This window comes from Streptomyces sp. NPDC107538, from assembly GCF_055657445.1.
Window position 1 is genome coordinate 89,898 of the sequence record NZ_JBVKAY010000009.1, and the last position, 25,104, is coordinate 115,001.

Here is a 25,104-nt window from a genome sequence, read left to right on the forward strand (position 1 = left end):
ACACGAGAGAGGAACCCACCATGCGGCACACCGTAGTGGAGCGCGAGCTGGAGGTCGGGCTCGTCCTGTCGCCCGAGCGCAGTATCCCCGTACCGGCCAAGCTCGGCTTCCGCAGCGACGACCCGTACGCCGTGCACATCACCTTCCACATCAACTCCGACCGGCCCGTGCACTGGACGTTCGCGCGGGAGCTGCTGGTGGAGGGGGTGTTCCGGCCGTGCGGGCACGGGGACGTGCGGGTGTGGCCGACGAAGGTGTCGGGCCGGAGCGTGGTGCTGATGGCGCTCAGCTCACCGGACGGGGACGCCCTGCTGGAGGCGCCGGCCGCCGCGGTGTCGGCCTGGCTGGAGCGGACGCTGCGGGTGGTGCCGCCGGGCTCGGAGTTCGACATGCTGCGCATCGACGACGGCCTGGCCGAACTCCTGGCCCAGTGAGGCCGGTACGCGGACGGGGCCCGGGGGGTCAGAACAGCTTGCCCGGGTTGAGGATGCCCAGCGGGTCGAAGACGGACTTCACCGCCCGCTGCATCTCCAGCCCCACCGGGCCCAGTTCCCGCGCCAGCCACTCCTTCTTGAGGATGCCCACGCCGTGCTCGCCGGTGATCGTGCCGCCGAGTTCCAGGCCGAGGGCCATGATCTCGTCGAAGGACTCGCGGGCGCGCCGGGACTCGTCGGGGTCGGCCGCGTCGAAGCAGACGGTGGGGTGGGTGTTGCCGTCGCCGGCGTGGGCGCAGACCCCGATGGTCAGGTCGTACTTCTCGGCGACGCGCTCCACGCCCTCGATCAGCTCCCCGAGCTTCGAGCGCGGCACGCACACGTCGTCGATCATCGTCGTGCCCTTGACCGCCTCCAGCGCGGTGAGCGACATCCGCCGGGCCTGGAGCAGCAGTTCGGACTCGGCCGCGTCGTCCGCCGGGACGACCTGGGTGGCGCCCGCGGCCTCGCACAGCTCCCCCACCGCGGCGAGGTCGGCGGCCGGGTCCGGGGTGTCGAAGGCGGCGAGCAGCAGCGCCTCGGTCGTCTCCGGCAGTCCCATGTGCGCGAGGTCGTTGACGGCCTTGACGGTCGTACGGTCCATGAGTTCGAGCAGTGACGGGACGTGCCCGCCGGCCATGATCCGGCACACCGCGTCGCACGCGGCCGCGGCCGACGCGAACTCCGCCGCCAGCACCAGCTGTCGCGGCGGCTTCGGCTTGAGGGCGAGGGTCGCGCGGACGACGATGCCGAGCGAGCCCTCCGAGCCGACGAAGAGCCGGGTGAGGTCGTAGCCGGCGACGCCCTTCGCGGTGCGCCGGCCGGTGGACATCAGCCGTCCGTCGGCGAGGACGACGTCGAGCCCGAGGACGTACTCGGCGGTCACCCCGTACTTCACACAGCACAGCCCGCCGGAGGCCGTGCCGATGTTGCCGCCGATCGTGCACATCTCCCAGCTGGAGGGGTCCGGCGGGTAGTACAGGCCGTGCTCGTCGACCGCGCGGGAGAGGGCCGCGTTGATGACGCCGGGTTCGACGACGGCGATCCGGTCGACGGGGTTGATCTCCAGGATCCGGTCCATCTTGGTCAGGGACAGCACGACGCAGCCCTCGGAGGCGTTGGCGCCGCCGGACAGGCCCGTGCGGGCGCCCTGCGGGACCACCGGGACGCGCAGTTCCGTGGCGACGCGCATGACGTGCTGCACCTGATCGACGGTCCGGGGCAGGACGACGGCCGCCGGGGCACCCGCCTCGCAGAAGCTCGCCATGTCGTTCGCGTAGGAGGCCGTGACGTCCGCGTCGGTGAGGACCGCCTCCGCCGGCAGGCCGCTCAGCAGACGGTCGACGAGGTTGCCGGTCGTCTCGTCACTCGGGGCTTGGATACGGCTCATGATCACAGGTTCGCACTCGCGGCCATCGGTGTGAACCCGTCGGCGCGAGCGTTCGGGTGCGGGATGTGGTCGTCGTATTGACGCACAGTGAGCGGCATGTCTGTGGAGAACCAGGAGCGGGCGGTACGGACGGCGCGGGTCGTACGGGCGGTACGGGGGCTGGGGCGCGGGGTGGGCGGGGCGATGGAGCGGGGGCGGGGCGTGGCCTGGGCGGTCGCCGGGTGCTTCGTGCTCGGGGGCGTGCTGATGGTGGTGCCGTCGGACGGGGGTGGCGGTGACTCCGGGCGGGTGGCGGGTGTGCGGGGTGCGGCCGGGCCCGGGGGCCGGTCGGCCGGGGCGGGGGTGGCGGCCGGGGTGCCTGTCGCGCTGCCCCAGGTCGTCGCGACCGTCCGGGAGCACGAGGCCCGGGTACGGGCCCGGCCCCGCGACCACGTCTCGTGGGCGGTGCTGGGCACGGCGTACACGGAACGGGCGCTGCGGACCGGCGCCGTCGCCGACTATCCCCGCGCCGAACGCGCCCTGCGCACCTCGCTGCGGCTGCGGCCCGGCGCCAACGCGGACGCGCTCGAAGGCCTCGCCGCCCTCGCCAACGCCCGCCGTGACTTCCGGACCGCGAAACACTGGGGCGAGGAGGCCGTTCGGGTGGCGCCGCGGCGCTGGACCTCGTACGCGCAGCTCGTCGACGCGTACGACGGGCTCGGCCGGTACAAGAAGGCCCGCGCGAGCCTGGCCACGCTCCTCACCCTGAACTCCGGCCCGGTGGCGCGGGTGCGCGCCGCGCAGGTCTCCTGGGACCAGGGGGCGCGCGAGGACGCGGCCGTGGCGCTCTCGGACGCGGCGGCCTCGGAGACGACGACGGCGGGGCCGACGGCCGCGGGGGCCGCGTGGTGGGTACGGGCCGGGGAGCTGGCCTGGGAGCGGGGGGAGGCGGCGGAGTCGCTGCGGTACTGCTCGGCCGCGCGGGGTGAGCCGGAGGGCGAGGCGTGCCGGGGGCGGGCACTGACCGCGCTGGGCCGGACGGCGGAGGGGGTGCGGGCGTACCGGGCCTCCCTCGACCGGCGGCCGTCCGCGCGGGTCGCGCTGCGGTTGGGCGAGCTGTACGAGTCGCTGGGGCGGGAGCGGGAGGCCAGGGAGCAGTACGGGGTGGTGCGGGCGCTGGTGGCGCGGTCCGCCGCGGCCGGGGTGAACGAGTCGCTCGTCCTCGGGGCGCTGGAGGCGGACCATGGGTCGCCGGTGGTGGCGGTGCGGGTGCTGCGGGGCGAGTGGGAGCGTCAGCCGGGGTTGCGGGTGGCCGATGCGCTGGGGTGGGCCTTGCATCGTGCCGGGGCTGACGGGGAGGCGCTCGGGTTCGCCCGGCGAGCGACGGATCGGGCGCGGGGTGGGGAGGTGCGGAGTGCGGCCTACTCGTATCACCGGGGGGTGATCGAGCAGGCCTTGGGGTTGGCGGGTCCGGCGCGGCGGCATCTGGAGGAGGCGCGGCGGTTGAATCCGTATGTCGCGGGGGGTGGGGGGCGGGTCGCGTGAGAGGTCGGGGGGTGCGGGTTCGTCGGCGACCGCGGGCCCGGTGGGGCTTCTCGCGCAGTTCCCCGCGCCCCTGAAAAGCCCGGGCTGCGCCCCTTGCTTTTCAGGCCCGCTGCCGGTTGCCTTTCAGGGCCGCGGGGGGCCTGGGCTTTTAGGGGCGCGGGGAACTGCGCGAGAAGCCCCACCGGAGCCGCACCCGCCAAAGCGACCCGCACCCCCCGAGCCACTAGGCGCCCCTCACAAGTTGCCCCGCTTCTCCTGTTCCCTCTCGATCGCCTCGAACAGTGCCTTGAAGTTGCCCTTGCCGAAGCCCATGGACCCGTGCCGCTCGATGATCTCGAAGAAGACCGTCGGCCGGTCCTGGACCGGCTTGGTGAAGATCTGCAGCAGATACCCGTCCTCGTCCTGGTCCGCGAGGATCTTCAGTTCGCGGAGGGTGTCGACGGGCACCCGGGTGTCCCCGACCCACTCCCCCAGCGTGTCGTAGTACGAGTCGGGCGTGGCGAGGAACTCGACCCCCGCCGCCCGCATCGTCCGCACCGTCCGCACGATGTCGTTCGTGTTGAGCGCGATGTGCTGGACGCCCGCGCCGCCGTAGAACTCCAGATACTCGTCGATCTGCGACTTCTTCTTCGCGATCGCCGGCTCGTTGATGGGGAACTTGACCTTGAGCGTGCCGTCGGCGACGACCTTCGACATCAGCGCGCTGTACTCGGTGGCGATGTCGTCCCCCACGAACTCCTTCATGTTCGTGAAGCCCATGACCCGGTTGTAGAACGCGACCCACTCGTTCATACGCCCGAGTTCGACGTTGCCGACACAGTGGTCGACGGCCTGGAACGTACGGTGCGCGGGCGGCTCGACGAGCGGGCTCGCGGCGACGTAGCCGGGGAGGTACGGCCCGTCGTACCCGGTGCGCTCGACGAGGGTGTGCCGGGTGGTGCCGTACGTGGCGATCGCGGCCAGGACGACCGTGCCGTGCTCGTCCTTCACCTCGTACGGCTCGGTGACGGACCGCGCGCCTTGCTCGACGGCGTAGGCGTACGCGCGGCGGGCGTCCGGGACCTCGATGGCGAGGTCGACGACGCCGTCACCGTGCTCGGCGACATGCTCGGCGAGGAAGTGCCCCCAGGTGGTGGCGGGTTTGACGACCGAGGTGAGGACGAACCGGGCCGAGCCGTTCTCCAGGACGTAGCTCGCCGTCTCGCGGCTGCCGGTCTCGGGGCCGGCGTAGGCGACGAGGCGCATGCCGAACGCGGTGGAGTAGTAGTGGGCGGCCTGTTTGGCGTTGCCCACGGCGAAGACGACCGCGTCCATTCCCTTGACCGGGAAGGGGTCTGCCTGCCGTGCGGTGTGGGGGGTGTGATGCGTGGTCTGCGTCATGGCCGCAGACTCCTCCGTGCCCGCAAGGTGCGCAACAGTTCGCGTTTCTGCTGGACAATCTGCACAGCGGGATGCCCGCGCTCGGGCTTGTTCTGTACAGGATGACCACCTCGGGAGACCTCATGGCGATCGATCATCTGGACGGGCGGCTGATCGTCCTGCTCGCGCGCGAGCCGCGGATCGGCGTGCTGGAGATGTCGCGGCGGCTGGGGGTCGCGCGGGGCACCGTGCAGGCCCGGCTCGACCGGCTTCAGTCGAATGGAGTCATCCGCGGGTTCGGCCCCCAGGTGGATCCAGCCGCGCTGGGCTACCCGGTCACGGCGTTCGCGACGCTGCAGATCCGGCAGGGGCAAGGGCCGGACGTACGGGCCCACTTGGCGACCGTGCCGGAGGTGCTGGAACTGCACACGACGACCGGCAGCGGGGACATGCTGTGCCGGCTCGTGGCCCGGTCGAACGCCGATCTCCAGCGGGTGATCGACCGGGTCGTCGGTTTTGATGGCATCGTCCGGGCCGCCACGGCGATCGTCATGGAGAACCCCGTTCCGCTGCGGATCATCCCGCTGGTGGAGCAGGCGGCGGAGGATCGGGAGACGACGACCTAGCCGAACCTGGGGGTGCGCGCCGGTGAGCTTCTGGGAGTACGTCGGCAGCTACCGCGAGAAACTGCTGTTCGACGCGTATCAGCACGCCAGCGCGGTGTTCCAGTGCATGGTCGTGGCCACGGCGGTCGGGGTTCTCGTCGGGGTCGTCAGCTATCGGCGGGAGTGGGCCGCCTCGCTCGCCACGACCACCACCGCCGGCCTCCTCACCGTCCCCTCCCTCGCCATGATCGGCCTGCTGATCCCGGTGGTGGGCCTCGGTGTGGCCCCGACGGTGATCGCGCTGACGCTGTACGGGCTGCTGCCGGTCGTCCGGAACGCGATCGTGGGTCTGCGCGGGGTCGATCCGGCGCTGGTGGACGCGGCGAAGGGCATCGGGATGTCCCGCTCCCTGCGGCTGCTGCGGGTCGAACTGCCGCTCGCCTGGCCGCCGATCCTCACCGGGATCCGGATCTCCACGCAGATGCTGATGGGCATCGCCGCGATCGCCGCGTACGCCTCCGGGCCGGGCCTCGGCAACGAGATCTTCCGCGGTATCGCCTCCCTGGGCAGCGCGAACGCGCTCAACCAGGTGCTCGCGGGCACGCTCGGCATCGTCGCCCTGGCGTTGCTGTTCGACGCCGCGTACGTGCTGCTCGGGCGGCTGACGATTCCGAGGGGGATCCGTGGCTGAGAACGGTGTGGCGGGGGCCACCATCGAGTTGGTCAACCTCAGCAAGAGATATCCAGGCAGTCGTCAACCCTCCGTCGACAGCGTCAATATGACGATCAAGGCGGGCGAGACGGTCGTGCTCGTCGGGCCGTCCGGCTGCGGGAAGTCGACGACGCTCAAGCTGATCAACAGGTTGATCGAGCCGTCCAGTGGTTCCATCCGGATCAATGGTGAGGAGGTCACCGGCATTGATCCGGTCAAGCTGCGGCGCAAGGTGGGCTATGCCATCCAGTCGTCGGGGCTCTTCCCGCACATGACCGTCGCCCAGAACATCGCGCTCGTACCGAGGATGGTCGGCTGGTCCGCGTCCCGGGTGAGGGCGCGGGTGGCGGAGATGCTGGAGCTGGTGGGGCTCGACCCGGGCGAGTTCCGCGGCCGGTATCCCCGGCAGCTCTCCGGGGGCCAGCAGCAACGGGTGGGCGTGGCACGGGCACTGGCCGCCGATCCGCCCGTCCTGCTGATGGACGAGCCGTTCGGGGCGGTGGACCCGATCACCCGCGACCACCTCCAGGACGAACTGCTGCGGCTCCAGCGCGAGTTGCGCAAGACGATCGTGTTCGTCACCCATGACTTCGACGAGGCGATCAAGCTGGGCGACCGGATCGCGATCCTGCGGGAGCGGTCGCGCATCGCGCAGTTCGACACCCCGGAGGCGATCCTCGCCGGACCGGCCGACGACTTCGTCTCCGGTTTCGTGGGCGGGGACGTCACGCTGCGACGGCTCGGCCTGACCCGCGTACGGGACGTCGAGGTGACCGACTGGCCCACGGCCGGGGCGGACGATCCACCGCGCCGGATCCTCCAACGGCTGCGGGCCGGCGACACGGACGAACTACTGCTCCTCGACCGGAGCGGACGCCCCTTCAAGTGGCTGCGACGCGACGATCTGACGGGGGCGGGGCGCGGCGAGGGGTCGCTCGGGCGGGCCGGGTCCCCGGTCCGCAGGACCGTCACCGGGGACGCCACCCTGCGGGACGCCCTGGAGGCCGTACTGACCGACAGCTCGGGGCGGGTCGCGGTCACCGGGCCGGACGGCGCGTACACCGGCGTGGTGGACATGGTGACCCTGATCGCCTCCGTCCGGGGCCTCCTGGAGACGGACCGACTGAACGCCCTGGAACACCAGCACGAGCGGGAGGAATCCGGCACCGGGCGGCCCCGGCCCGGGCAGGCGGGCGACGGAGAGACGGGGGTGGGGGCGGGGTGACGGCCGCCGAGACGGGCGCCACGGCAGACGCCGCCGGGGAGGCCATCGGCGGCGGGGCGAGTCCGACGACCGGGAGGCCCTCCGCCGGGGCAGGTCCGACGACCGGTAGCCCCGCCGCCGGGGCGGATGCGACGACCGGGAAGGCCACCACCGGAGCAGACGCCACGACCGGAAGAGCCACCACCGGAACGGACGCCACGACCGGGAACGCCACCGCCGCGTCGGCGGGTGCGGCAGCCGGGGCGGTCGGTGTGGCTTCCGGCGAGGCCGGCGTCGCCCCCGCGTCGGATGGCCTCGCCCCACCCCACGGCACCCTCGCGTCGCCGGGCGGCACCCTTGCCCCACCCCACGGCACCCTTCTCCCGCCCCACGGCACCCTCGCGCCACCCCCCTCCCCTCCCGTCGGCGAGGCCCCGTCGCCCGGGCGGGCCGCCGGTCTCGGGGTGAGTTGGCGGAAGCTGACGATCCTGCCCTCCGGCCTCGTGGTCGTGCTGTTCGCCACCTGGGTCTGGTTCCGGCAGGCCGAGCTGGACGCGATCTCCGCGAACGCGCTGTCGAACGGGCAGGTGTGGCAGGCCCTGTGGCAGCACATCCAGCTGACCGTGATCTCCACCTTCTTCGTGCTGGTCATCGCGATCCCGCTGGGCATCCTGCTGACTCGGGAGGCGTTCCGCCGGGCGACCCCGGTGGCCATGACCGTCGCCAACATCGGCCAGGCCACCCCCGCCATCGGCCTGCTCGCGCTGCTGGTGATCTGGCTGGGCATCGGCACCAGGGCGGCCCTGATCGGCATCGTCGCCTACGCCGTCCTGCCCGTCCTGTCCAACACGATCGCCGGCCTGAAGGCGAACGACCCGACCCTCCTCGAAGCCGCCCGCGGCATCGGCATGTCCCCGAAAGAGGTGCTCACCCGCGTCGAACTCCCCCTGGCCGTACCGCTGATCCTCGCGGGCGTCCGCACCGCCCTCGTCCTGAACGTGGGCACCGCCACCCTCGCCACCTTCGGCGGGGGCGGCGGCCTCGGCGTACTGATCACGACCGGTATCACCAACCAGCGCATGCCCGTCCTCGTGCTCGGCTCGATCCTCACGGTCGCCCTGGCCCTGCTGGTCGACTGGCTCGCCTCCCTGGCCGAAGTGCTCCTCCGGCCACGGGGGTTGGAGACGGACTCGTGAACCGGCGTACGCCCCTGCTGCTCACGGCGGCGCTGGTGCTGTCCGGCTGCGGGCTGACCAGCGGCTCCCCCATGACCGACGACGTCCTGCCGGGCTCGGTCGGGCGCGGGCAGCCGCTCAAGGGCGCCCGACTGACCGTCACCGCCAAGGACTTCACCGAGAACCTGATCCTCGGCGCCATGATGGGCATCGCCTTCCAGGCGGCCGGCGCGGAGGTGCTCGACCGCACCGGCATCCAGGGGTCGTTCGGCGCCCGGGAGGCGGTGCGGAGCGGGGACGCGGACGCCATGTACGAGTACACGGGCACCGCGTGGATCACCTACCAGGGCAACAGCACCCCCATCCCCGACCCGCGCCGACAGTGGGAGGAGGTCCGTGACGCCGACCTGAAGAACGGCCTGAGCTGGCTGCCGCCGTCCACGCTCAACAACACGTACGCCCTCGCCCTGAACCGTGCCCACTCCGCCGAGTACGGCACCGAGACCCTCTCCGACGTGGCCCTGCTGGCGGCGAAGGAGCCGGGGGCGGTCACGCTGTGCGTGGAGAGCGAGTTCGCCAACCGCGCGGACGGGCTGCCGGGCATGCAGAAGGCGTACGGGATGAGCCTGCCCGCCGCGAACATCACCCTGATGGACAGCGGGATCATCTACACGCAGGCGGCGAAGGGGAGTTGTCTGTTCGGGGAGGTCTATACGACCGACGGGCGGATCGAGTCGATGAGGCTCGCGGTGATGGCCGACGACCGGCGGTTCTTCCCCAACTACAACGCGGCCCCCGAGATCAACTCCGCGACGCTGAAGGAGTGGCCGGAGATCGCCGACGTCCTCGCCCCCCTCACCAAGAAGCTGAACAACGACGTGGCGCGCGAGCTGAACGCCCGGGTGGACGTCGACGGCGAGGATCCGCACCGGGTCGCGCTGGACTGGATGGTGGCGGAGGGGTTCGTACGGGAGGAGTGAGGCGCGGGTGGCCCAGGGCCGGCCAGGGGTGGGCTGCGGCCGTCGCTCTCAGCAGCTGGGTACGGACCCCTTGCCCGTCTCCAGGGCCACGAGCGAGCCGACCGCGCCCTTCAGGGTCGTCACCGGGATGAGCCGCAGCCCCTTGGGCAGTTCGGTCTGCGCGTCGGAGCACTCGGCCTTGGGGACCAGGAAGACGGTGGCGCCGTCGCGGCGGGCCGCCTGCGTCTTGAGCGCGACTCCGCCGACGGCGCCGACCTTGCCCGAGGTGTCGATCGTCCCCGTACCCGCGATGACGCGGCCGCCCGTGAGGTCGCCGCCGCTGCCGTCGCCGTCGAGCTTGTCGATGATGCCGAGGGAGAAGAGCAGGCCCGCGCTGGGGCCGCCGACGTCCGCGAGCCGCAGGGTGACCTCGATGTCGCCGGAGTCCTCACCGAGGTAGGCGAGCGCGGCCTCGGTGGCGGTGTCCTGGGACTCCTTCATCTCGGCCTCGTTGTACTCCTGGATCTCCTCGGTGGTGTCACCGCTCGGGTAGACCGCCTCGCGGGGCATGACGGCCTGGTCCGTGCGGAACCAGCCGTCGATCACCTCGCCGAGCCCGACGCGGGCGTCCGGCCCCGTCGCCTCGATCGTCGTCATCCGCAGCTGCCCGGTGGTCTTCCGGGCCTCCGCGCCGCTGATCGTGATCACCGGCTCGCCCTTGTTCTCGCCCAGCACGTTCGCCGTCATCCCCGGCTGTGCCACGGAGAACGGCAACGGCGCGAACACCGCCGTGGTGAGCAGCCCCACCACGGGGAGGGCGCAGACGGCTACGGCCACGGGACGCGAAAGGCTGGAGAGACGAGAGAGCACGGGGTCAATCTACGTGAGGGGCGGTTTCGGCCACGGGCCGGTGGTGGCCAGGGGCCGTGGGCACCGAGGGACCGTGGTGGTGGTCGGGGCCGGGCCTCAGTTGACGTCCACGTCCTCGAAGAGGGTGAGGAGCTGGGTCAGCACCCGTACGCACGAGTCGACGTCGGCCTCCGTCAGATCCCCGCCGGCCCGCTCCAGCAGCACGCTCTCCCGGGCGACCAGCGCGTCGATGGTCGCCCGGCCGGTGTCGGTCAGCCGGATCAGGGAGGACCGCTGGTGCGCGGGGTTCGCAATGGCCTCGACCAGGTCCCGCGCCGCCGCCTCATTGACCATCCGCTGCACGAACTGCCTGCTCAGCGCGAGGGTCCGGCCCATCTGCGGCACGGTCATGGGCCGCCCGGCCATCCGCAACAGCTCCAGGACCGCCCGCACCCCGACGGGGAACCCCTCCTTCCGTTCCTTCAGCTCCAGTGCGCGGGTGGTCCGCCGGTAGAGGGGGCCCAGCACGGCGAACACCTCGGACAGCCGCCCGGCGAGCACGTCGGGCGGCAGCGGCTCATTGGTCTCTGTCACGGGCTCATTCTCTCTCTGCCACACCCCACCGCGAGAACCAGAATGACAACTGGGTTGTCACCTCACCCCCAACATGACACCCTAGTTGTCATGACCGACACCTCGCAGGTCCTCACCCACACGTTCCCGTCCGAAGACGGCCCCCTCGCCTATCTGGACGTCGGCCGGGACACCGGTTCGGGCGCCCCGCTCGTGCTGCTGCACGGCGGTTTCACGGACCACAGCATGTGGCGCGACCTGGTGCCCGCCCTGGTGGCGGCCGGTCATCGCGTCATCGCCCCGGACGCCCGAGGACACGGCGCCTCCGCCAACGCGAGCAGGCCGTTCCGTCTCACCGACGACCTCGCCGCGCTGCTGCGTCACCTGGACACCGGCCCGGCGGTCCTGGTCGGCATGTCGATGGGCGGCGGTACGGCCGTCGACACGGCCCTGGAACACCCCGACCTGGTACGCGCCCTCGTCGTCAGCGGCGTCGGCACGAGCGAGCCCGAGCACACGGACCCCTGGACCAAGGACAGCGTCGCCCGTTACTACGGCACGCTGATGTCCGGCGACATCGAGGCCTGGCTGGACGTGGTCGGCGAGGCGGTCGCCGGCCCGCACCGCACGGTCGACGAGGTGGACCCCGACATCGTCCGGCGGGTACGGGAGATGAGCCGTGCCACGGCCCTGAAACACACCGTCGGCGAGACGGACTGGCACGTCCCGGTCACCGACACCTGGGCCCGCGCCGCCACCCTCACCGTCCCCACCCTCGCCATCAACGGCGCCCTCGACGCCCCCGACCTCATCGCCATGGCGGAACGCCTGATCGCCACGGTCGCCGCCGACGCCCACGCGATCTCGATCGAGGGCACGGGCCACTACGCGAACATGGAACAGCCGGACACCTTCACCAAGCACTTGCTGGACTGGCTGAACGCGCTGCCCTAGCGATCCCAACCGCGGGCAACCATGCCGCCGGGCGCTGCGGCGTCGCCCATCCCTACTGCGGGCAATCGTGCCGCTGGGGCGGCACGGGTGGGCGCAGGCGGCACCCTGCAAGCGCCGGTGAGCGAAACCCCGGCCCAGCTCAGCCCCAGCCGCCGGGCGAGCACCCGACCCGGGGTCACACCAGCAAGCCCCCGGCGTCACCAGAGCGCCCCGCCGTCACCGCAACGCGTCCGCCACCTCCCGAGCCGCGTCCATGACCCGCGGCCCCACCCGCTCCGGCACCGCATCGGCCAGCATCACGACGCCCACACTGCCCTCGACCCCGCTCACCCCGATCAACGGCGCCGCCGCCCCACTCGCCCCCGCCTCCAACTCCCCATGCGTGAGCGCATACCCCGGCCAGTCCCCCGGCTGCTGCCGCCCCGACAGAATCGCCCGCCCCGCGGCCCCCCGGTCCAGCGAGTGCCGGAACCCGGCCCGGTACGCCACGTGATAGTCCGTCCACGTCGGCTCGACCACCGCGACGGCCAGCGCCTCGGTCCCGTCGACGAGCGTGAGGTGGGCGGTCGCGCCGATGTCCTCGGCCAGCGACCGCAACGCGGGCAGCGCGGCCTCCCGTACCAGCGGATGCACCTGCCGCCCGAGCCGCAGCACCCCCAGCCCCACCCGGGCACGTCCGCCCAGGTCACGCCGTACGAGGGCATGCTGTTCCAGCGTGGCGAGCAGGCGGTACACCACGGTCCGGTTGACCCCGAGCTTGTTGGACAGCTCGGTGACGGTCAGCCCGTGGTCGGTGTCGGCCAGCAGCTTGAGGACTCGCAGTCCCCGATCAAGCGTCTGAGAGGTCTCCGCGGTCACGACGCCCACTCCTTCTTGGGTGAGGGCGGCGACCCCTGTCACGGCTGATGCGTCACCGGTCCCGTCGGCGACGCGCTACAGAGGCCGCCGATCGGCTGAACCCGGATGATCCGGTGAACCCGGATGATCCGGGCGGAGTCGCTTCACGGCTGCGCTCCGCGGCGGCGCTGCCACGGGGCGTGTGCGTAGCGGGACAGTAGACGAGCGGGTTCGCTGAGCGGAAGACTCCGTCCAGAATCCGGTCAGTGACCGGTACGGACTACTTCGATTTGTCGCGAAATGTAAGGGCGCACCACGCAGACCGCACTCCCGGAGCGCGCTCCCCCGAGGCATCGAAGGTCACCTCATCCGGACCGGGACGAAGGTCACTTCATCCGGGTCGCCCACTCCTGCACCTTGGCGATCCGCTGCCGCAGCTGCCCCGCCGTGGCCTCGGCGCTCGGCGGTCCGCCGCACACCCGCCGTACCTCGGTGTGGATGACCCCGTGCGGCTTGCCGCTCTGATGGGAGTACGCGCCGACCATGCCGTTGAGCTGCTTACGAAGCTCCAGCAGTTCCTTGTGGGTGACGACGGGCCGCCGCTCGGCCGGCAGCTCCACGAGGTCGGCCTCGGCGTCCGGCTTCTTGCGGCTGTGCGCGATCTGCCGCGCCTGCCGCTTCTGCAGCAGCAACTGCACCTGGTCGGGTTCCAGGAGCCCCGGGATCCCGAGGTAGTCCTGCTCCTCCTCGCTCCCGGGGTGGGCCTGCATGCCGAACTCGGCGCCGTTGTACATGACCCGGTCGAACACGGCGTCGGACTCCAGCGCCTCGAACGGCAGCATGTCCTGGTCGCCGGTGTCCTCGTCCTGCTCCCGCTCGGCCTCCGCGAGGAGCTTGTCCTCCTCGGCGTACGGGTCCTCCTCGCCCTCCTTCTTCGGCTTGTCGAGGGCGTGGTCCCGCTCCACCTCCATCTCGTTGGCGAAGGTGAGCAGGTCGGGGATGGTCGGCAGGAACACGGACGCGGTCTCGCCGCGCCGCCGGGACCGCACGAAGCGTCCGACGGCCTGGGCGAAGAAGAGCGGGGTGGAGATGGTGGTGGCGTAGACCCCCACCGCGAGCCGGGGCACGTCGACGCCCTCGGACACCATCCGCACGGCGACCATCCACCGGTCGGTGTTGGCGCTGAACTCGTCGATACGGTCCGAGGCGCCCGAGTCGTCGGACAGGACGACCGTCGCGCTCGTCCCCGTGATCTCCCGGATCAGCTTGGCGTAGGCGCGGGCGGAGTCCTGGTCGGTGGCGATGACGAGGGCGCCGGCGTCCGGGATGCCCTTCCTGACCTCGGTGAGCCGCTGGTCGGCGGCGCGCAGCACGCTCGGCATCCACTCGCCGCGCGGATCGAGGGCCGTACGCCAGGCCTGGCTGACCGCGTCCTTGGTCATGGGCTCGCCGAGGCGGGCCTCGATCTCGTCGCCCGCCTTGGTCCGCCAGCGCATGTTGCCGCTGTAGGAGAGGAAGATGACGGGCCGCACGACGTTGTCGGCGAGCGCGTTGCCGTAGCCGTAGGTGTAGTCGGCGGAGGACCGCCGGATGCCGTCCGCCCCCTCCTCGTACGTCACGAAGGGGATGGGGTTGGTGTCGGACCGGAAGGGCGTACCGGTGAGCGCGAGCCGGCGGGTGGCGGGCTCGAAGGCCTCAAGGCAGGCCTCGCCCCAGGATTTACTGTCCCCCGCGTGGTGGATCTCGTCGAGAATCACCAGGGTCTTGCGCTGCTCGCTGCGGTTGCGGTGCAGCATGGGCCGCACGCCGACACCCGCGTACGTGACCGCGACCCCGTCGTACTCCTTGCCGAGCGGGCCCGCGCTGTACTCGGGGTTGAGCTTGATCCCTATCCGCGCCGCGGCCTCGGCCCACTGCTTCTTCAGATGCTCGGTGGGCGCCACGACCGTCACCTGCTGCACGACATGGTGGTGCAGCAGCCAGGACGCGAGCGTCAGCGCGAACGTCGTCTTACCGGCGCCCGGCGTCGCGACCGCGAGGAAGTCCCGCGGCTGCTCCTGGATGTACCTCTCCATCGCCCCCTGCTGCCAGGCACGCAGCTTGCTGGCGGTACCCCACGGGGCACGGCCGGGGAAGGCGGGCGAGAGGTGGTGGTTCGGGGAGGAGGTGGCGGTGGTAGTCACGGTCTCCGGTCTGGGGGTCGAGCTGCTCGGCGGGTAGCCCCGGGCGACTCGCGCAGCGACTCGGACACCTCGGCTACGTATGACAACCGGGCCACCCTACCGGCGCCCGGACCGTGTCACCGCGCGTACGACACCCCCTCCCCCGGCGATGGGATCCACCTCACAACGCCCGCAACCGCTCCGCGATCACCCCGACCTCGTCCTCCTCACCGGAGGCGACATCGATGACCAGGCCGTACGCCCGGTCCTGGTCCACGGCGGCGAGGTCCACCCCGTTGACCGCGAGGAACGTCGCGGCCGCGAGCCAGGCCGTCCGCTTGTTCCCGTCCACCAGGGGGTGGTTGGTGGCGAGGGCGTGGAGCAGGGCGGCGGCCTGTTCGTAGAGGTCGGTGTAGGCGGCGGTGCCGAACATACGGGCGCGCGGGCGATGCACGGCCGACTCCAGCAGCCCCGCCTCCCGGGTCTCGGGCGCCTTCCCGCCGAAGGCGATCTCGGCGATCGCGGTCACCTCGGCCACGGTCAGATGACGGCTCATTCCCCCAGCCTCCGCAACAACTCGGCGTGCTCCACCGCGAGCCGCTCGGCCCGCGCCCGCACGAACCCGTTCTCCGCACGGAGATACGTCTCGACGGCTGTCTGCGCCACTTCCTCGGGCCGCCGTCCCTGGGCATCGGCGAGGTCGGCCAGTGCGCGGTGCCGGTCGGGGTCGAGGCGGAGGGTGATCTCGGTCATGGGGCGAGGCTAGGGTCAACGATCACCCGTTTTCCACCGCTTTACGAAATCCACGACCGCAGGCCCGTCGACCTCGCCCGCCCTCCCCTCACCGCACCCGCAACCGCGTGGTCACCCAGGCCCCCACCACCGCCACCCCGGCCATCGGCAGGAACACCGCGACGAAGGCGGCCGGGTGAGACGCGGCGCCGTGGGCGGTGGTGGTCGCATGGCCTACCGCGCCACCGCCGAGCGCGGCGAAGGCGGCGCCGCCCGCCGCGAGGAGCAACGCGTTGGTGAGACCGTCGGACATCTGGAGCGCGGCGGAGTTGGTGCCGGCCTCCTCGGGGGCGGAGAGGTGGAGCAGCAGCACGCTGGTGGAGGAGATGACGAGCCCCATCCCGAAGCACCCGAACGCCCAGGCGACGGCCACGGTCCACACCGGCACGGAGTCGATCAGCACCCCCGGCAGTGTGGTGATCGCCGCCGCGACCAGCAGCATCCCCACCGTCATCAGCCGCTCCCGGTACGGCTCCACCGCCGCCCGTGCCTGCAGCCACGACCCCAGCGCCCAGGTCCCGCCACCCGCCGCGAGCGAGAACCCGGCGAGCGTCGGCGACAGCCCCCGCTGGGTGACCAGCATCAACGGCACGAACGACTCGGCCGCGACGAACGACCCCGCCGCCACCCCGCGCAGCAGCACCACCGACGGCAGCCCCCGCGCCGCCCGGTACGTCCCCTTCGGCAACAGCCCGAGCACGGCCGGCACGAGCAGCCCGACCCCCGCGGCGGCCGGCACGAGCGACCACCACCGCAGGTCCTGAGCCGCGTACTGCAACAGCCCGGCCCCGACCGAGATCCCGAACGCGAGCCGGATACGCCGACGGTCGACCGAGGCCGAGGGGGAGGCCCCAGGGGAGGCGGCCGTAGAGGTGGAGGTGGAGGTCACCGGGCCGGAGGCCCTCCGTCGTATCTGCGGCAGCGCCAGCCCCAACGGGAGCACCACGAGCACCGGGATCCCCACGAACACCCAGCGCCAGCCCAGCTGTTCGGTGACCGCGCCCGAGGCGAGCGGGCCGACGACGGACGGGACGACCCAGCTCGCCGCGAAGGCCGCCATGATCGCGGGCCGCAGCCGCTCCGGGTAGGCGCGCCCGACCACCACATACAGCGCGACGATCACCAGCCCGCCGCCGAGCCCCTGCACGGCCCGCCCGAGCACGAACAGCCACATCGCGCCGGCGGTCCCCGACAGCACCAGACCGGCGGCGAACCACCCGATCCCGACCGTCAGCGCCCCCAACGGCCCCCGCCGGTCCGCCCACTGCCCGGCCAGCACCATCCCGAACAGACTCGTGGTGAAGTACGCCGAGAACGCGAACCCGTACGCCGAGACCCCGTCCAGCTCCCGCGCCGCGACCGGCATGGCCGTGCCGACCGCCATCGCCTCGAACGCGATCAGCAGCACGACCGAGACGATCCCGATGCTGAGCCCCCGATAGGAACGGCTCAGCACACCTTCCTCACCGAGAGCCACGGCGGAGGGAGCGGGTGTCTGTGTGACGTCCGCGTCACGCGGTTCGAGGTCGGCCATGCCCGCCAGCGTAAGGGGCACCCCCGACATTCGCCCCTGTCCAAAGCCCCCCACCACCTGAGACCTTCGACGTACGCCCAGCCGCCCCCACCTCGTTCATGAACGGCGTATGGCAGTCCCGTTGCGGCGCGTCCGCGCCTCTTGAGCGCTCGGCCGCACCCCGCCTACGGTCGGTACATCGAGTTCGGAGCGGCCGGATCGCTCCCGACACGACCGTGTGCCCGAGTGGTTCAGGGAGTCGCCTGCAAAGCGACTTACGCGGGTTCGATTCCCGCCACGGTCTCCACGCCAGGGCCTCTGAGGTCCGCGCAGGCCTTGTTACGCAGGTTCTCCACCCAGCAACCCGTCGCCGTCCCCTCGTGCTTCTCGCGGTGCAGCAGCCACAGCGTGAAGGCGAGGGTGGAGATGTCGGCGTCCAGGGGGCAGAGGGTGGACTCGGGCCCGCTCCAGTTGAGGATCGCGCCGGTGGTGCCGTCGACGACGAGGCTGTTGCCCTCGACGAAGTGGCCCAGGCGGATCAAGTGGGCGGCGCCCGAAGGGAGCTGAGCGGGGGCGACGCCACCGGGGCGCTCGTGCGCGTAGTACTCGGCGAGGGTCGGCAGCGGGATGTCCGTGTCGAGGTGGAAGAAGCCGTGGTCCTCGGGCAGGCCCATGTCCCGCAGGAAACGGCGGGTCGGCTCATGGGTGAGCGTGGCCGGGAAGTCGAAGTCCTCGAAGCGCCACACCGCGCTTCTGCCGAACTCCTCGTCCAACAGCCGGGCGGGCAGGTCCAGCGCCAGTCCGGAGAGCGTGACCGGGCTCCCGGTCAGCGCCACCAGGTCGTTCGCGTCGTCCAGATTGTTCAGGTCCGTCAGGCCCATTGTCCCCATCGTCATTGTGCTCATGGCTCCCCCCGGCACATGGTGCTCCGTGTGCTTCCCCCGGTGGGGATCGGCGTCGTACCGCCGAGCGGTCGTCGTCCCCACTGTCGAGAACCTTACGCCGCCCCACTGACAACGCCCGCCGTACGCGCGAACACGCACCTCAAGGACTCCTTCGGAGGCCGTCGGCAGACGCTACGCGCCCGTCACCACCGCCGCCTGCGGGCGGATCGGCAGCCGGTTCACCGGACGGCCCGTGGCCGCCCGTACCGCCGCCGCGATGGCCGCCGGGGAGGTGACCACCGGCACCGCGCTGGCCGCCTTCGCGCCGAAGGGGGCCACGACGTCCCGCTCCTCCACCAGTTTGACGATCCGGATGTCGGGGACGTCGAGGGCGGTGGGCAGGGCGTAGCCGGTGAGGTCGGGGTGGCGGATCAGGCCCCGGGGGGTGCGCAGGTTCTCCGTGAGGGCCACGCCCACCCCCTGGGTGACGCCCGCCTCGATACGGGAGTTGAGCTGGGCGGGGTTGAGGATCCGGCCGACGTCCTGGGCGACGGCCAGCTCCACGACCCGTACGGAGCCGAGTTCGATGTCGACGTCCACGACCGCGCGGATCGCGCAGAACGCGAGGCCCACGAAGGCGTCTCCCTGACCGGCCTCGTCCAGCGGCTCGGTCGGGTGCGGGCGGCACTGGGCGGTGGCCCACAGCTCCTTGCCGTCCATCGCCTCCGCGACCGTGGTGGACAACACACCGTCGTACGAGGTGATCTTTCCGTCGGTGATCTGCAGCAGCTCCGTGGACATGCCGAACTTGTGGGCCAGCGGCTGGAGGAGTTGCGTGCGGACCATCTTCGCCGCGCGCTCCACCGCGCCGCCCGAGACCCAGGTGTGACGGCCCCGGCAGCTGGGGCCGGCCGGGGGCTGGTCGGTGTCGACCTGGGCGATGTGGACCTCGTCGATGCCCAGGGTCTCCTGGACGATCTGCCGGGCCAGGGTGGAGAAGCCCTGGCCGGTGTCGACGGCCGCGCACAGGACGGTCGCGATGCCGTCGTGGACCTTCACGGTGGCGGTGGAGACCTCGTCGGCGCCCTCGGCGCCGAGCATGTGGACCATGCCGAGGCCGTATCCGACGCCCCGGCGGACGGCACCGGGCTCGCCCGCGCCCTCGGGGCCGCCGGGCAGCAGCCACTCGTCCTCGGGGGTGTCCTTGGGCAGGGCCGGGAGCGGGAACTCCTGGACGGCCTGGAGGAGTTCGGCGACCGGCGCCGGGCAGGTCACGGACTGGCCCGTCGGCAGCACGTCGCCCGTGGACATCACATTGCGCATCCGCAGTTCGGCCGGGTCGATGCCCAGCTTCTTCGCGAGCTTGTCCATCTGCGCCTCGTACGCGGCGCAGACCTGCATCGCGCCCTCACCGCGCACATGGCCGGAGGGCGGGTTGTTGGTGCGGACCGCCCAGCCCTCGATGAAGGCGTTGGGGATGACGTACGGGCCGCAGGCGAAGGAGACGGCGGCGGCCAGCGCCTCCGAGGACGTGTCGGCGTACGCGCCCGCGTCGAGCAGGATCTGCGCCTCGACCTTGATCAACTTGCCCTCGGCGTCCGCGTGGTGGCGGTAGCGCAGCAGGGTCGGGTGCCGGTGGGCGTGGCCGAGGAAGGACTCCTCGCGGGTCGCCGTGAGTTTGACCGGGCAGCCGGTCTTCAGGGCGAGCAGGCCGAGCGGGAGCTGGAAGCCCTGGTCCTCGCGGTCGGCGGTGGCGCCGGGGACACCGGTGACGACGATCTTGACGCGGTCGGGGGCCAGGCCGTAGCAGGCGGCGGCCGCGTCACGGTCGGTGTGCGGGTCGGTGGAGGCGACGTACAGCTCGACGCCGCCGTCGGGGCGGGGCACGGCGAGGCCGGCCTCGGCGCCGATGGGGGCCGGGTCGGCGCGGCCGATGCGGTACTGGCCCTCGACGACGATCTCACCGGCCGCGTTCGGGTCGCCGTGGCGCAGCGGGATGTGGCGGATGAGGTTGCCGTCGGGGTGCAGGGGCTCGGCCTCGAAGGCCTGCTCCGGGTCGATCACCGGGTCGAGCACCTCGTACTCGACGATGACGGCGGCGGCGGCCATCCGCGCGGTGTCGGGGTGGTCGGCGGCGACGGCCGCGATGGGCTCGCCGTGGTGGCGGACCACCTCGGAGGCGAACAGGGGCCGGTCGGCCTTGCCGCGGCCGTGCAGGGCGACGCCCGGCACGTCCTCGTGGGTGACGACGGCCCGGACGCCGGGCATCTCGCGCGCGTGGGACGTGTCGATGGACACGATGCGCGCGTGCGGGTGCGGCGAGCGGAGCACGGCGGCCCACAGCAGGCCCTCGGCCCACAGGTCGGCCGCGTACGGGAAGGTGCCCTCGGACTTGGCCCGGGAGTCCGCGGACGGCAGGTTCGCGCCCAGGCCGTGCGGGAGTTGCTCGGGGGCGGGCGCGGCCTCGCCGGGGCCCGCGGGCGTCGCGATGACGGTTTCGTTGCTCACGCCTGGCCTCCGTCCTGGCCGAACGACCGGCCCTGACCGCCGTACGAGTCGTCCTGGCCGCCGTACGAGTCGTCCTGGCCGCCGAAGGACTGGCCCTGGCCGCCGTAGGTGTCGCCCTGACCGGCGAACGACTGACCCTGACCGCCGTAGGTGTCGCCCTGATTGCCGAACGACTGTCCTTGGCCGGCGTAGGTGTCGCCCTGCTGGGCGAAGGACTGGCCCTGACCGCCGTAGGAGTCGTCCGGGCCGGTGAACGACAGCCCCTGGCCGCCGTAGGACCGGTCGGGGTCGTGCGGGGCCGGTGGGGGTGCGTGCGGGGAGTCGTACGCCGCCGGGTTGACGCCGCCCGCGCCGGGGCCCGCCTGGTGCGGGATACGGGCCTCCTCGGCGTCCGCGGCGGCCTCGCTCTCGGCGGCGCTGTGCGCCTCGCGCTCGGCGACGACGTCACGGACGGCCGCGAGGACGCCCCGGTAGCCGGAGCAGCGGCAGAGGTTGCCGCAGAGCGCCTGGCGGGTCTCCAGGTCGGTGGGGGCGGGGTTGCCCTCCAGGAGGTCGTGCACGGTCATCGCCATGCCGGGCACACAGAAACCGCACTGCACGGAACCGCACTTGGCGAGGGCCCGCTGCACGTCCGAGGGCTGTCCGTCGGCGGCGAGGCCCTCGACGGTGCGCACCTCGCTGCCGGCGGCGGTGACCCCGGGCACCAGGCAGGACGCCACGAGCCGGCCGTCGACCTGCACGTTGCAGGCGCCGCACTCGCCCTGTGAGCAGCCGTCCTTGGCGCCCGCGAGGCCGAGCCGCTCGCGCAGCACATAGAGCAGCGACTCGCCGATCCAGGCGTCGCTGACGGGCCGTTCGGTGCCGTTGACGCGCAGGACGTACGAGGCGAGGGGGTGGTCGTCGTGCGGGGGCGGGGCCGGGGCGGGCTCCGGTTCGTCGGCGGAGGCGGAAGCCGGGTCGTCGTCGGCGCCGGGGGCCTCGGGTGCGTCGGCGGCCGTCTCGGGCTCCTCGGGCCGCTCCGGGCCCGGCCTCTCCTCGTCGGCCTCGCCGACCGCCCCAGCGGGCTCCTGGGCGGCTTCCGGGGCCTCCCCGGCGGTCTCGGGGGCCGGACCGGCGTACGCGTCCCCAGGGGCCGTGGAGGGCCCCCCAGGGGCATCCGGGGCCCCGTCCGACGCGCGCTCCCCCGGCGGGCGGCCCTCGGCCGGGTGCGGCTCGTCCCGGTGCTCCTCGGGGCGGACCGGCGGTGGCGCGGTCCACGCCGTGCCGATCTGCTCGGTCGCCCAGGGCGCGGGGGCACCGCCGGGGAGGGTCGCGGGCGGGTTGCCGCCCCACTGCTCGACGAGGGCCGAGGTGCTGAACTCACCGGATTCGTCCGGAAGATCACCACCGGCGACCGGAATCGACCACTCGCCGGTCACATCGTGACCGGGAGCGGCGCCTTCCCGTGCGCCCGGCTCCTCGAACGTCCACTGCCCGGTCGAAGCGGGGTTGTATGTGAACCCGTCCTGCGTCGGGGGCCCCTGCTGCCCGGCGTTCGGGTCGTGCCACTGGGCACCCTCGGCCGGCATCGCCCAGGTGCCGGGGACGGACGGGTCCGTTCCGGCGGTGTGGGCCGTGTCGCCGACGTGCGGGATGTTCGCCGTTATCTGCGGCGGCACATAGCCGTGGCCGGGCGCGGCCAGCGGGCTGTCGGCGGCGAGCAGCGCGTCGATGCCCCCCTCGGGGAGCTGGACGAACGTGGTCGCGCCGTCGTCGTAGTCGCCCTGCGGCAGCCGCTCCCAGCCGCCCTGGCCCCCCTGCTGCGGGGTGCCCTCTCCGTGCTGGTCGTCGGTCACGACAGTGCCCTCCCCAGTGCTCGTCGGGCCAGCGCGGCGACGGTGCGCCGCAGGTGCAGTACGGCGGGCGGAAGCGGTGGTACGGAGCCGTCGACCTCGAGGGCCGGGTCCGGGATGCAGGCGGCGGCGACGTACTCGCCGAAGGCCTGGAGCGCCTGGGGCACGAGGGTCCGCTCGCCGTCCCAGTCGATCAGCTGACCGACCCAGGTCTCGGCGTCCAGGGGCCGCAGCGGCATCGGCGCTATGGCGCCGACGGCGCACCGCACCCCGCGCCGGGCGGGGTCGAGGACGAGGGCGACGGAGGCGACCGCGCGGCCGGGGCCGGTGCGGCCGGTGGCCTTCAGGAAGACCTGGGGCGCGTGCAGCAGCGGCACGCGCACGAAGCCGATGAGTTCACCGGGCCGCAACATCTCCATGCCCGCCAGCAGGTGCGAAACGGGCATCTCGCGCCGGGCCCCGCCCGGGCCCGCGATGATCAGCGTGGCTTCCAGTGCGGCCAGCACGGGCAGCGCGTCCCCGGTGGGGGCGGCCGTCGCGATGTTGCCGCCGAGGGTGCCGGCGTTACGGATCTGTGGTGGCCCGGCGGCGCGCGCGGCGGCGGCGAGCGCCGGAATGAGCGCCGCGAAGTCCGGGCGCCCCATCCGGGCGTGCGTCAGTCCCGCTCCCAGGAGGGCGTGCCCGTCCTGGTACTGCCAGCCGCGGATCTCGCTGATCCGGCCGAGCCCGACCAGCGCGGCGGGCCTGAGCTGCCCCGAGTTGACCGCGGCCATGAGGTCCGTGCCGCCCGCCACCGGAACCGCCCAGGGCATGGCGGCGAGGGCCGCCACGGCCTCGTCCAGCGAGCCGGGCAGGGTCACGGCCTGCGCCGCCTGCGGTGCGTGCGTGGTCAAACCGGCTGCCCCTTCCCGCTGCCCCACCTGGTCCCGCCTGTGTTGCCGTACGGTACGTGCTGACAGGGCGGACGTGGCAACTCTGGCACATTCTCGCGAGGCCCGAACGCGGGGGTCCGCCAGGAGGCATTCGCCCACCTCATCCGAGAGACAGTCCGTTTTGCCACGGCATCCCCCATAGGCGCGCATTGCCACTTCCGGTGATCCTTGCCCCTCTTGTTCCTTCGGGTGGCCACCGTCGCAGGGCACGCGCTTTCGGTCCTACGGGTTCGCCACCGCCTCACACGTTCGGGGGCGCCCCCTCGATCGGGCGTCCGAGCACACCGGGCCGCCGCTGCCACGGACGCGGCCCGGAAGGCGGCCGATAACCGACCCCCAGGGCGTCAAGTCGCGCGTAGTGGGCCGTCATCCGGCGTTCGAAGCCGGCGAAGTCCCGTGCGGCGGGTTCCGGCAGCCGGCTCCAGGCCACCTCGGCGAAGGCCGCCAGGCGCGGGAAGGTCTGGTAGTCCACGCGCGCGGGGTCCTCCATCACCTCGGTCCAGACATTGGCCTGGGTGCCGAGCACATGGCGTGCCTCCTCCGGCGTCAACTCCGGTGGAACCGGCTCGAACCGGAAGACGTCCTCCAGGGTGCGCACGAAGCCGATGGGCACCGGCTCGTCGGGGCCGCCGTCCTGACGGTGGTCCAGATAGACCTGCTGCTCGGGGCACATGACCACGTCGTGGCCCGCGCGGGCCGCCGTGATGCCGCCCGCGTAGCCCCGCCAGGACGACACGGCCGCCCCCGGCGCGAGACCGCCTTCCAGGATCTCGTCCCATCCGATCAGGCGACGCCCGCGCGCGGTCAGCCAGTTGTCGAAGTGCCGGACGAACCACGACTGCAACTCGTCCTCGTCCGCGAGCCCCAGCTCCCGGATGCGCCCCTGCGCGGTGGCCGACTCCCGCCACTGGTCCTTGGGGCACTCGTCGCCGCCGATGTGCACGAAGACCGACGGAAACAACTCCAGGACCTCCTCGAACACCCCCTCGTAGAAGCGCAGGGTGGCGTCAGTGGGGGCGAGTACGTTCTTGTTGACGCCCCAGGTGTCCCAGACGGTGAGGGAGGTCGTGTCGATGACATCGGTGTTGCCGAGTTCCGGATACGCGGCGATGGCGGCCTGGCTGTGTCCCGGGACGTCGATCTCGGGGACCACGGTGATATGCCGTTCGGCCGCGTAGGCGACGATCTCGCGGATGTCGTCCTGGGTGTAGAACCCCCCGTGCGGTTTCTCCTCCCACAGCGGTGACGCCCGGTGGCCGAATTTCGTACGCGCCCGCCAGGAACCCACCTCGGTCAGCCGGGGATACCTCGCGATCTCGATCCGCCAGCCCTGGTCGTCCGTCAGGTGGAAGTGGAGGACGTTGAGTTTGTGCGCGGCCATCAGATCGAGAGAGCGCAGCACCTGGTCCTTGGGGAGGAAGTGGCGGGCCACGTCGAGCATGAGGCCGCGCCAGGGGAAGCGGGGCGAGTCCTCGACGGTGACGTGCGGCACGGCCCAGGTACGGTCGCGCCCGAGCGGGGCCCGGCGGTACGCGTCGGGGCCGAGCAGTTGCCGCAGCGTCTGGGCGCCCCAGAAGACACCTGCCGCGCTCCCGCCCTCGACGAGGACACCGGACGGGTCGCTGACGAGGCGGTACTCCTCGGGGCCGAGCCCGGGGTCCAGTTGGAGCCCGATGCCGTCCGGATCGGTGTCGTCGAGTTCCCGGCCCTCGCGCAGCGGCAGGCCGGTGGCCTCCCGGAGGACGGTGCGCAGCCAGTGGCCGACGCCTTCGGTCCCGTCACCGGCGTAGAGCCGGGAGCGCGCCGTCAGCCGTACCTCGCCGGAATCGGCGCGCAGGGCGCGGGGCGCGGGAATCAGTGCACTCAC

The 25,104-nt window shown here is 72.5% G+C and carries 22 protein-coding genes and 1 tRNA gene; 9 read left to right on the plus strand and 14 right to left on the minus strand.

Going from position 1 to position 25,104, the window contains the following annotated elements; all coding sequences use genetic code 11:
- Positions 1 to 20: 20 nt before the first annotated feature.
- The gene (locus ACZ7MG_RS29580; RefSeq protein ID WP_471393177.1) at positions 21 to 434 is read left to right on the plus strand and encodes an SsgA family sporulation/cell division regulator; all 414 of its coding nucleotides are present in this window, start codon (positions 21 to 23) and stop codon (positions 432 to 434) included.
- Between the two features lie 28 nt (positions 435 to 462).
- Here the strand turns inward: ACZ7MG_RS29580 and ACZ7MG_RS29585 are convergent, their stop codons facing one another.
- The gene (locus ACZ7MG_RS29585) at positions 463 to 1,869 is read right to left on the minus strand and encodes an FAD-binding oxidoreductase (RefSeq protein ID WP_471393174.1); all 1,407 of its coding nucleotides are present in this window, start codon (positions 1,867 to 1,869) and stop codon (positions 463 to 465) included.
- Positions 1,870 to 1,959: 90 nt separating this feature from the next.
- Between ACZ7MG_RS29585 and ACZ7MG_RS29590 the strand changes: the two genes are divergently transcribed.
- Entirely contained in the window at positions 1,960 to 3,387 is a 1,428-nt protein-coding gene (locus ACZ7MG_RS29590) for a tetratricopeptide repeat protein (RefSeq protein ID WP_471393171.1), read from the plus strand.
- 234 nt (positions 3,388 to 3,621) lie between these two features.
- Here the strand turns inward: ACZ7MG_RS29590 and hppD are convergent, their stop codons facing one another.
- A complete protein-coding gene (gene hppD / locus ACZ7MG_RS29595) occupies positions 3,622 to 4,767 on the minus strand; it encodes a 4-hydroxyphenylpyruvate dioxygenase (protein ID WP_471393168.1) in 1,146 nt (381 codons plus the stop codon).
- 122 nt (positions 4,768 to 4,889) lie between these two features.
- Here hppD and ACZ7MG_RS29600 point away from each other — a divergent pair, with 122 nt between their 5' ends.
- The 5 genes from ACZ7MG_RS29600 (at position 4,890) to ACZ7MG_RS29620 (ending at position 9,422) form a co-directional block, all read left to right on the plus strand.
- The gene (locus tag ACZ7MG_RS29600; protein WP_471393165.1) at positions 4,890 to 5,372 is read left to right on the plus strand and encodes an Lrp/AsnC family transcriptional regulator; all 483 of its coding nucleotides are present in this window, start codon (positions 4,890 to 4,892) and stop codon (positions 5,370 to 5,372) included.
- A gap of 22 nt (positions 5,373 to 5,394) precedes the next feature.
- Positions 5,395 to 6,042 carry an ABC transporter permease gene (locus tag ACZ7MG_RS29605; RefSeq protein ID WP_471393162.1) on the plus strand — a complete coding sequence of 216 codons (648 nt, stop codon included), beginning with the start codon at positions 5,395 to 5,397 and terminating at the stop codon, positions 6,040 to 6,042.
- Positions 6,035 to 7,288 (plus strand): ABC transporter ATP-binding protein, encoded by a 1,254-nt coding sequence (locus ACZ7MG_RS29610; protein WP_471393159.1) that lies wholly within the window; start codon positions 6,035 to 6,037, stop codon positions 7,286 to 7,288. Before ACZ7MG_RS29605 ends, ACZ7MG_RS29610 begins: the two co-directional genes overlap by 8 nt.
- Before the next feature lie 251 nt (positions 7,289 to 7,539).
- Complete coding sequence (locus tag ACZ7MG_RS29615) at positions 7,540 to 8,463, plus strand: ABC transporter permease (RefSeq protein ID WP_471393378.1); 924 nt, start codon at positions 7,540 to 7,542, stop codon at positions 8,461 to 8,463.
- Positions 8,460 to 9,422: a glycine betaine ABC transporter substrate-binding protein gene (locus ACZ7MG_RS29620; RefSeq protein ID WP_471393157.1), complete on the plus strand. Its 963-nt coding sequence runs from the start codon at positions 8,460 to 8,462 to the stop codon at positions 9,420 to 9,422. The genes ACZ7MG_RS29615 and ACZ7MG_RS29620 overlap by 4 nt, the downstream gene beginning before the upstream one ends.
- Positions 9,423 to 9,470: 48 nt before the next feature.
- Here the strand turns inward: ACZ7MG_RS29620 and ACZ7MG_RS29625 are convergent, their stop codons facing one another.
- Positions 9,471 to 10,271, minus strand: coding sequence for a S16 family serine protease (locus ACZ7MG_RS29625; protein WP_471393155.1), 801 nt, complete (start codon positions 10,269 to 10,271; stop codon positions 9,471 to 9,473).
- A gap of 96 nt (positions 10,272 to 10,367) precedes the next feature.
- A complete protein-coding gene (locus ACZ7MG_RS29630) occupies positions 10,368 to 10,844 on the minus strand; it encodes a MarR family winged helix-turn-helix transcriptional regulator (protein ID WP_471393152.1) in 477 nt (158 codons plus the stop codon).
- A 90-nt stretch (positions 10,845 to 10,934) separates the two neighbouring features.
- Between ACZ7MG_RS29630 and ACZ7MG_RS29635 the strand changes: the two genes are divergently transcribed.
- Positions 10,935 to 11,777 carry an alpha/beta fold hydrolase gene (locus ACZ7MG_RS29635; protein ID WP_471393150.1) on the plus strand — a complete coding sequence of 281 codons (843 nt, stop codon included), beginning with the start codon at positions 10,935 to 10,937 and terminating at the stop codon, positions 11,775 to 11,777.
- A gap of 216 nt (positions 11,778 to 11,993) precedes the next feature.
- On the opposite strand, the gene ACZ7MG_RS29640 is transcribed toward ACZ7MG_RS29635, so the two are convergent.
- The 5 genes from ACZ7MG_RS29640 to ACZ7MG_RS29660 all read right to left on the minus strand — a co-directional run bounded on the left by ACZ7MG_RS29640 (position 11,994) and on the right by ACZ7MG_RS29660 (position 17,102).
- Positions 11,994 to 12,635, minus strand: coding sequence for an IclR family transcriptional regulator (locus tag ACZ7MG_RS29640; protein ID WP_152169216.1), 642 nt, complete (start codon positions 12,633 to 12,635; stop codon positions 11,994 to 11,996).
- 365 nt (positions 12,636 to 13,000) lie between these two features.
- The gene (locus tag ACZ7MG_RS29645) at positions 13,001 to 14,797 is read right to left on the minus strand and encodes a DEAD/DEAH box helicase (RefSeq protein WP_471393147.1); all 1,797 of its coding nucleotides are present in this window, start codon (positions 14,795 to 14,797) and stop codon (positions 13,001 to 13,003) included.
- Between the two features lie 160 nt (positions 14,798 to 14,957).
- Positions 14,958 to 15,332: a type II toxin-antitoxin system death-on-curing family toxin gene (locus ACZ7MG_RS29650; RefSeq protein ID WP_471393144.1), complete on the minus strand. Its 375-nt coding sequence runs from the start codon at positions 15,330 to 15,332 to the stop codon at positions 14,958 to 14,960.
- On the minus strand, positions 15,329 to 15,529 hold the full coding sequence (locus ACZ7MG_RS29655; protein ID WP_471393141.1) for a hypothetical protein: 201 nt from the start codon (positions 15,527 to 15,529) through the stop codon (positions 15,329 to 15,331). The genes ACZ7MG_RS29650 and ACZ7MG_RS29655 overlap by 4 nt, the downstream gene beginning before the upstream one ends.
- A gap of 88 nt (positions 15,530 to 15,617) precedes the next feature.
- On the minus strand, positions 15,618 to 17,102 hold the full coding sequence (locus ACZ7MG_RS29660; RefSeq protein WP_471393138.1) for an MFS transporter: 1,485 nt from the start codon (positions 17,100 to 17,102) through the stop codon (positions 15,618 to 15,620).
- A 211-nt stretch (positions 17,103 to 17,313) separates the two neighbouring features.
- Here ACZ7MG_RS29660 and ACZ7MG_RS29665 point away from each other — a divergent pair.
- Positions 17,314 to 17,388, plus strand: a tRNA-Cys gene (locus ACZ7MG_RS29665).
- Here ACZ7MG_RS29665 and ACZ7MG_RS29670 read toward each other — a convergent pair.
- The 5 genes from ACZ7MG_RS29670 to ACZ7MG_RS29690 all read right to left on the minus strand — a co-directional run bounded on the left by ACZ7MG_RS29670 (position 17,357) and on the right by ACZ7MG_RS29690 (position 25,104).
- The gene (locus ACZ7MG_RS29670) at positions 17,357 to 17,986 is read right to left on the minus strand and encodes an SUKH-4 family immunity protein (protein WP_471393135.1); all 630 of its coding nucleotides are present in this window, start codon (positions 17,984 to 17,986) and stop codon (positions 17,357 to 17,359) included. The genes ACZ7MG_RS29665 and ACZ7MG_RS29670 overlap by 32 nt on opposite strands.
- A 171-nt stretch (positions 17,987 to 18,157) precedes the next feature.
- Entirely contained in the window at positions 18,158 to 20,473 is a 2,316-nt protein-coding gene (locus ACZ7MG_RS29675) for a xanthine dehydrogenase family protein molybdopterin-binding subunit (RefSeq protein WP_471393132.1), read from the minus strand.
- Positions 20,470 to 22,308 (minus strand): (2Fe-2S)-binding protein, encoded by a 1,839-nt coding sequence (locus ACZ7MG_RS29680; protein WP_471393129.1) that lies wholly within the window; start codon positions 22,306 to 22,308, stop codon positions 20,470 to 20,472. The genes ACZ7MG_RS29675 and ACZ7MG_RS29680 overlap by 4 nt, the downstream gene beginning before the upstream one ends.
- Positions 22,305 to 23,198, minus strand: a complete 894-nt coding sequence (locus ACZ7MG_RS29685) for an FAD binding domain-containing protein (protein WP_471393126.1) — start codon at positions 23,196 to 23,198, stop codon at positions 22,305 to 22,307. The genes ACZ7MG_RS29680 and ACZ7MG_RS29685 overlap by 4 nt, the downstream gene beginning before the upstream one ends.
- 280 nt (positions 23,199 to 23,478) lie before the next feature.
- Complete coding sequence (locus ACZ7MG_RS29690; protein WP_471393124.1) at positions 23,479 to 25,104, minus strand: beta-N-acetylhexosaminidase; 1,626 nt, start codon at positions 25,102 to 25,104, stop codon at positions 23,479 to 23,481.